The organism is Actinosynnema sp. NPDC059797 (assembly GCF_042732085.1).
Lineage (GTDB): Bacteria > Actinomycetota > Actinomycetes > Mycobacteriales > Pseudonocardiaceae > Actinosynnema.
Map to the genome: position 1 here is coordinate 1 of NZ_JBHWIE010000654.1, position 2,206 is coordinate 2,206.

The 2,206-nt window shown below is 74.3% G+C and carries 2 protein-coding genes; both read left to right on the forward strand.

The features are described 5' to 3' along the window. Positions 1–136 precede the first annotated feature (136 nt). On the forward strand, positions 137–703 hold the full coding sequence (locus ACFV4N_RS42975) for a tripartite tricarboxylate transporter TctB family protein (RefSeq protein WP_499678455.1): 567 nt from the start codon (positions 137–139) through the stop codon (positions 701–703). After that, on the forward strand, positions 696–2,195 hold the full coding sequence (locus ACFV4N_RS42980) for a tripartite tricarboxylate transporter permease (RefSeq protein WP_499678456.1): 1,500 nt from the start codon (positions 696–698) through the stop codon (positions 2,193–2,195). Before ACFV4N_RS42975 ends, ACFV4N_RS42980 begins: the two co-directional genes overlap by 8 nt. Positions 2,196–2,206 lie beyond the last annotated feature (11 nt).

Here is a 2,206-nt window from a genome sequence, read left to right on the forward strand (position 1 = left end):
CCAGTGCCCAGTGGCAGGACGAGCTGAAGAAGCGGGGCTGGACCGACACCTTCCAGACCGGCCACGACTTCAACACCTTCCTGACCACCGAGATCGGCCGCATCAAGCCGATCCTGGAGGAGATCGGCCTGGTCAAGTGACCGCCCCCGACCCCGTTCCCGCCTCGGGCCCCGTGCCCGCGGCACCGGACCCGGGCCCGCCGCGGGCGCGCACGGCCGCCAAGGTCGAGGAGGGCGCGTTCGCCGGGCTGGTGGTGGCGCTGGGGGTGTTCACGCTGCTGGACACCCCCGCCATCCCCGCGGCCGGCCAGGCCGGGACCGTGGGGCCGCGCGCGTTCCCGTACGCGGTCGGCGCGCTGCTGCTGGCCACCGGGCTGGCGACGCTGGTGGCGGTGCTGCGCGGCAGGCTCGGCCCGGCCGAGGAGGCCGAGGACGTCGACCCGACGGCCCGCACCGACTGGCTCACCGTGGCCAAGCTGGTCGCGGTGCTGGTGGCGCACCTGGTGCTGATCGAGCCGGTCGGCTGGCCGGTGGCGGGCGCGGTGCTGTTCCTGGGCGCGGCCTGGACGTTGGGCGCGGTGTGGTGGAAGGCGCTGCCGGTCGCGGTGGCGCTGGCGCTGGTGGCGCAGGTCGTGTTCGCCTCCGGGTTGGGCCTGTCGCTGCCCGCCGGGATCTTCGAAGGGGTGCCGCTGCTCGATGGGTGACTGGGCCGCCCTGTTGGAGGGCTTCGCGACCGCCGCGCAGCCCGAGTACCTGCTCTACGCCCTGCTGGGCGTCACCCTCGGCACCGCCGTCGGTGTGCTGCCGGGCATCGGACCGGCCATGACCGTGGCGCTGCTGCTGCCGCTGACCTACTCCCTGGAGCCCGCGGCCGCGTTGATCATCTTCGCGGGCATCTACTACGGCGGCATGTACGGCGGGTCGACCACCTCGATCCTGCTCAACACCCCCGGCGAGTCGTCCTCGATCGTCACCGCGCTGGAGGGCAACCGGATGGCGCGGGCCGGGCGCGGGGCGGCGGCGCTGGCCACGGCGGCCATCGGGTCGTTCGTGGCGGGCACCATCGCCACGCTGCTGCTCACCGCCCTGGCCCCGACCATCGCCGAGTACGCGGTGGAGCTGGGCCCGGCGGACTACGTGGCGCTGATGGTGGTGGCGTTCACCACGGTCGCCGCGCTGCTGGGCGCCTCGCCGGTGCGGGGGCTGGCGTCGCTGGCGGTCGGGCTGTTCCTGGGCCTGGTCGGCACCGACACCCTGACCGGGCAGCAGCGGTTCACCCTCGGCGTGGCGACGCTGGCGGACGGCATCGACGTCGTGGTGGTCGCGGTCGGCGTGTTCGCGGTCGGCGAGGCGCTGTACGTGGCGGCCCGGCTGCGGCACGGCCCGGTGGAGGTGGTGCCGGTCGACGGGAAGTGGATGACCGGGGAGTTCTGGCGGCGGTCGTGGAAGCCGTGGCTGCGCGGCACCGCCATCGGCTTCCCGATCGGCACGGTGCCCGCGGGCGGCGCGGACGTGTCGACGTTCCTGTCCTACGCGGCGGAGAAGAAGCTGTCGCGGCGGCCGGAGGAGTTCGGGAAGGGCGCGATCGAGGGCGTCGCCGGGCCGGAGGCCGCCAACAACGCGGCGGCCGCCGGGGTGCTGGTGCCGCTGCTGACCCTGGGCCTGCCGACCACGGCGACCGCGGCGGTCATCGTGGCGGCGTTCCAGAGCTACGGCATCCAGCCGGGCCCGCTGCTGTTCACGCAGGACTCGGCGCTGGTGTGGGCGCTGATCGCGTCGCTGTACCTGGGCAACGTGATGCTGCTGGTGCTCAACCTGCCGCTGGTGCGGCTGTGGGTGAAGGTGCTGCGGATCCCCCGGCCCTACCTGTACGCGGGGATCCTGCTGTTCGCCGCGCTGGGCACCTACGCGGTGAACTTCGTGGTGGACGACCTGCTGGTGCTGCTGGTGGTGGGCCTGGTCGGGTTCTTCATGCGCCGCCACGGCTACCCGGTGGCGCCGCTGGTGGTGGGGCTGATCCTGGGGCCGATGGCCGAGGAGCAGGTGCGCCGCACCCTGCAGATCAGCCAGGGCGAGCTGTCGGCGCTGGTGACCAGCCCGTTCGCGGCCGCGGCCTACGGGCTGCTGGCGGTGGCGCTGGCGGCCGCGGTGGAGCTGCGGCTGCGGCGGCGATCCGCCCGCCCGGCGACTGCCTGACCGGCGACCGT